The sequence below is a fragment of the Cellulosimicrobium sp. NPDC057862 genome, assembly GCF_042797035.1.
Taxonomy (GTDB): domain Bacteria; phylum Actinomycetota; class Actinomycetes; order Actinomycetales; family Cellulomonadaceae; genus Cellulosimicrobium.
The window spans coordinates 1-4,794 of the sequence record NZ_JBHVMH010000038.1 but is presented as its reverse complement, the minus strand read 5'-3'; the positions used below and the strand labels follow the sequence as shown (position 1 = coordinate 4,794).

4 protein-coding genes are annotated in these 4,794 nt (G+C 75.2%); 3 read left to right on the top strand and 1 reads right to left on the bottom strand.

From position 1 onward, the window contains the following. Positions 1 to 58 precede the first annotated feature (58 nt). Entirely contained in the window at positions 59 to 943 is an 885-nt protein-coding gene (locus ACFVN3_RS20790; RefSeq protein ID WP_378234864.1) for a PadR family transcriptional regulator, read from the bottom strand. A gap of 307 nt (positions 944 to 1,250) precedes the next feature. On the opposite strand from ACFVN3_RS20790, the gene ddaH reads away from it, so the two are divergent. From ddaH to ACFVN3_RS20775, 3 genes are read left to right on the top strand one after another with little or no spacing between them, the layout of a single operon-like run. Then, positions 1,251 to 2,165: a dimethylargininase gene (gene ddaH / locus ACFVN3_RS20785; RefSeq protein WP_378234863.1), complete on the top strand. Its 915-nt coding sequence runs from the start codon at positions 1,251 to 1,253 to the stop codon at positions 2,163 to 2,165. After that, positions 2,162 to 3,421: an ornithine--oxo-acid transaminase gene (gene rocD / locus ACFVN3_RS20780; RefSeq protein ID WP_378234862.1), complete on the top strand. Its 1,260-nt coding sequence runs from the start codon at positions 2,162 to 2,164 to the stop codon at positions 3,419 to 3,421. Before ddaH ends, rocD begins: the two co-directional genes overlap by 4 nt. Positions 3,422 to 3,431: 10 nt before the next feature. Next, positions 3,432 to 4,730, top strand: a complete 1,299-nt coding sequence (locus tag ACFVN3_RS20775) for an aminotransferase class I/II-fold pyridoxal phosphate-dependent enzyme (protein WP_378234861.1) — start codon at positions 3,432 to 3,434, stop codon at positions 4,728 to 4,730. Positions 4,731 to 4,794 lie beyond the last annotated feature (64 nt).

Genomic DNA, 4,794 nt, shown 5'->3' with positions numbered 1-4,794 from the left:
CTCCCCACCCACGGCTGCGGGTGGGGAGCGACCCCGGGTTCGGCGGAGTGGGCGAGGGTCAGGCGGTCGGCTCGTCCTCGACCGGGGCGTCCTCGACGTGCGCGTCCGACGACGCGGGGTCGCCCGCGTCGGCCGCGGCACCCGACGCGGCCGGGCCGGCGAGGATCAGGTAGAGCTCGCGGCGCGTGCGCTCGAGGAGCTCGGCCGCGGCCTTCGCCTGCTCGTCGGTGCCCGTGCGGGCGACCTGGTGGACCGCCGCGGCGACCGCCTCGACGCCCGCGCGCAGCTCGCGCCGCGACCGCCCGCCGCGACCGGCGGCGTCGGCGAACGGGTCGCCGAGCTCGGCGGCGTGCTCCGCGACGTACGCGGTGCCCGCCTCGGTGAGCGTCGCGAGGCGACGGCCGCCGTCGGCCGAGAGCTCGACGAGCCCCTCGTCCTGGAGCAGGTTCAGCGCCGGGTAGACCGCGCCGGGGCTCGGACGCCACTGGCCCTCGCTCCGCTCGGCGATCTCCTGGATGACCTGGTAGCCGTGCATGGGCTGCTCGGCGAGGAGCAGCAGGACGGCGGCGCGGACGTCGCCGCGGCCGGCACGACCGGGGCCGCGGCCGCGGCCCCCGTGACGACGCCCGCCGTGGCCCGGGCCGAACCCAGGACCGCCCGGCCCGAAGCCCGGGCCGGACCCTCGCCGGTCGTCGACCGGCCCGCCGGGGCCGAAGCCCCGTCCGCCGTCGGCAGGGCCGCCGAACCCGCGGCCACCGCCGCGGCGCGCGCCGCCCCGACCACGGGGACCGTCGCCGCGGAACCAGGCCGCGTCGTCGGGCACGGGCGGGAAGCCATCGCGACGACGGCGGCCGGGCCGCGGCCCGGGACGCTCGCCGAACGGCTGGGACATGTCCTGGACGTTCTCCGGGGTCCTGCCCCGGTGCTGGTGTGCGTAGCTCATGGGATGTGTCTCCTGTGTTCGTGGGGCTCCGGGTGTTCCGCGGAGCGGTGGCGGGCCGTGTCGGCCTCGCGATGGTCGCGAGTCGTCGTCTCGACTCTCAGCGATACGCTAACGATATATCGATAGAATATCGCTGTCAACACCCGGTGGTGAGCGCGTCGTCCCAGGACGCGCGCACGTCGCGGACGTACGCTGGCATCCAGCAGCCAACCGGCAGCCCACCAGCAGCACCGGACGCCATCCCCCCGTCCGGCCACCACCCGGGCCGCACCACCCCGGCGGGCCCGGCTCCCGCGAGGAGGCGGCGATGCGCCCAGGCCAGCCCCGGCACTACCTCATGTGCCGGCCCACGTACTTCACCGTGAGCTACGAGATCAACCCGTGGATGGACCGGCGCACGCCGGTGGACACCCCGCTCGCGGTCGCCCAGTGGGAGCGCCTGCGCGACACCTATCGCGACCTCGGCCACATCGTCGAGACGATCGACCCCGTCCCGGGCCTGCCGGACATGGTCTACGCCGCCAACGGCGCGACCGTCGTCGACGGTCTCGTCTACTCCGCGCGCTTCACGCACCCCGAGCGCGGGCCCGAGGGCCCCGCCTACCTCAAGTGGTTCGCCGACCACGGCTACGTCACCCACCTCGCCGAGCACGTCAACGAGGGCGAGGGCGACCTGCTCGGGGCGGGAGACGTCGTGCTCGCGGGGACGGGGTTCCGCACCGACCGCGCCGCGCACGCCGAGGCCGCCGCGCTGTGGGGGCGCGAGGTCGTGACGCTCGAGCTCGTCGACCCGCGCTTCTACCACCTCGACACCGCGCTCACCGTGCTGCGCGGGGACTCCGGCACGGCCCCGGGCACCCGGGTGCCCGACGGCGGCGCGCACCCCGGCCTCACCGGCCCACCGCCCGTGGACGTCGTCTACTACCCGGCCGCGTTCTCGCCCGCGGCGCAGGAGGTGCTGCGCGAGCGATACCCCGACGCGCTCCTCGCGACCGAGGAGGACGCCGTCGTGCTCGGCCTCAACGCGGTGAGCGACGGCGCGCACGTCGTGCACGCGCCGCGCGCCGAGCGGCTCGCCGCCGCGCTGCGCGAGCGCGGCTACGAGACGCTCGCCGTCGACACGTCCGAGCTGCTGCGCGGAGGCGGCGGGGCCAAGTGCTGCACCCTCGAGATCCGCGAGCTGGCCGCCGGGTCGGCCGCGGCGTCGAGGAGCGCGTCGTGACCGCGCAGGACGTCCGCGCGGTCGCCGGGCCGGCGGACGAGGGGCCCCACGACGCCCTCGCGCACAACTACCACCCGCTGCCCGTCACCGTCGCGACCGCCGAGGGGTCGTGGGTCACCGACGTGGACGGGCACCGCTACCTCGACTTCCTCGCGGGCTACTCCGCCCTGAACTTCGGGCACCGGCACCCGGCGCTCCTCGCGGCCGCGACGGCGCAGCTCGGGCGTGTCACGCTCACGTCGCGCGCGTTCGACCACGACCTCCTGCACCCGTTCGCCGCCGCGCTCGCCGCGCTCGTCGGGCCGCTCACCACCGGCGGGCCGGACTCCCTCGTGCTCCCCATGAACACCGGCGCCGAGGCCGTCGAGACCGCGATCAAGACCGCCCGCAAGTGGGGGTACGACGTCAAGGGCGTCCGGCCGGGAGAGGCGACGATCGTCGTCGGGTCGGGGAACTTCCACGGTCGTACGACGACGATCGTGTCGTTCTCCGACGACGAGGACGCGCGCCGCGGGTTCGACCCGTACACGCCGGGGTTCCGGGTCGTGCCGTACGGCGACGTCGACGCCGTCGCCGCCGCGATCGACGACACGACCGTCGCGGTGCTGCTCGAGCCCGTCCAGGGCGAGTCCGGCGTGATCGTGCCGCCCGAGGACTACTGGCCGCGGCTGCGCACGCTCACGGCCGAGCGCGACGTGCTGCTGGTCGCCGACGAGATCCAGTCCGGCCTCGGTCGCGCCGGCACGACGCTCGCCGTCGAGACGTGGGGCGTGCGCCCCGACCTCGTGACGCTCGGCAAGGCGCTCGGTGGCGGGATCCTGCCCGTGTCCGCGGTGGTGGGGCGCCGCGACGTGCTCGAGGTCCTCACGCCCGGGACGCACGGCAGCACGTTCGGCGGCAACCCGCTCGCGTGCGCGGTGGCGCTCGCGGTCGTGGACCTCCTGGCCACCGGCGAGCCGCAGCGCCGGGCGCGCGAGCTCGGGGCGGTCTTCCACGGCCGCCTCACCGGGTTCGTGGACGCCGGGCTGCTCGACGACGTCCGCGGCCTCGGGCTGTGGGCGGGGCTCGACCTCGACCCGGCCCGCGGGACGGGACGCGACCTGTGCGAGGCGCTGCTCGCGCGCGGCGTCCTCGCCAAGGACACGCACGGCTCCACCATCCGCCTCGCTCCCCCGCTGACCATCTCGACCGACGACCTCGAGACCGGACTGTCCGCCCTGGAGGACGCGCTCACGGCGCTCGCGCGGGATCGGTAGAGTCCGCAGGGTGACCACCGCGCAGCCTGAGCCCACCGCCCCTGCCGACGTTCCCACCGCCGGCGCCGCCCCGTCCCTCGACGACCTGCGTCGCGCGTACGCCGACCTGCAGGCCCTGGGGCTGACGCTGGACCTCACGCGCGGCAAGCCCTCGGCCGAGCAGCTCGACCTCTCCGAGGCCCTGCTCGCGCTCCCGGGCGAGGGCGTGCACACCGACGCCGACGGCACCGACGTCCGCAACTACGGCGGCCTCGACGGCCTCCGGCAGCTCCGGGAGATCTTCGCCGAGCTCCTCGGCGTGCCCGTTGCGCAGCTGCTCGCGGGCGGCAACGCGAGCCTCACGCTCATGTACGACACGCTCGCGTACGCGACCCTGTTCGGCGTCCCCGGCTCCGAGCGCCCGTGGGGCCGCGAGGAGAAGGTCCGCTGGATCTGCCCCGTGCCCGGCTACGACCGCCACTTCTCGGTGTGCGAGGCGCTCGGCATCGAGATGGTCACCGTGCCCATGACCGATGACGGCCCGGACGCCGCGGCCGTCGCCGAGCTCGTCGCGAACGACCCCACGATCAAGGGCATGTGGGTCGTGCCGACCTACGCGAACCCCGACGGGTCGGTCGTCACCGAGGAGGTCGCACGCGCGCTCGTGTCGGTTCCCGCCGCGGCGCCAGACTTCCGCATCCTCTGGGACAACGCGTACGCGCTGCACCACCTCACCGACGACGAGGTCCGCAGCGCGGACGCGATCTCCCTCGCCGCCGAGGCCGGCCATCCCGACCGCGTGATCCTCTACGCGTCGACCTCGAAGATCACGTTCGCCGGCGCCGGCGTCGCGTTCCTCGCGTCGTCGCCCGCGAACGTCGCCTGGTACAAGAAGCACCTGTCGGCCCAGTCCATCGGCCCGGACAAGGTCAACCAGCTCCGCCACGCGCTGTTCTTCGGCGACGCCGACGGCGTGCGCGCCCACATGCGCAAGCACCGCGACATCATCGCGCCCAAGTTCGGCGCCGTGACGAGCATCCTCGCCGAGCGCCTCGGCGACGCCGGCGTCGCGTCGTGGACCGAACCGAAGGGCGGCTACTTCGTCAGCCTCGAGGTCGTCCCCGGCACCGCGTCGCGCGTCGTCGAGCTCGCCCAGGCCGCCGGCATCGCCCTCACGCCCGCCGGCGCCCCGTTCCCCTACGGCAAGGACCCCGAGGACAAGGTCCTCCGCCTCGCGCCGACCCTCCCCCCGATCGAGGAGGTCCGCGTCGCGATGGACGGCGTCGCGACCTGCGTCCTCCTCGCCGCCGCGGAGGCCGCCGCACAGTAGAGGGTTCTCCCCCGCGAGGTAGAGCCTCCGGCCGCGAGGTAGAACCCCACGGGTTCTACCTCTG

Excerpts from the sequence above, each read along its gene's own strand:
- ddaH (WP_378234863.1), top strand. The coding sequence starts at position 1,251 with ATGCGCCCAGGCCAGCCCCGGCACTACCTCATGTGCCGGCCCACGTAC.
- ACFVN3_RS20790 (WP_378234864.1), bottom strand. The coding sequence starts at position 943 with ATGAGCTACGCACACCAGCACCGGGGCAGGACCCCGGAGAACGTCCAG.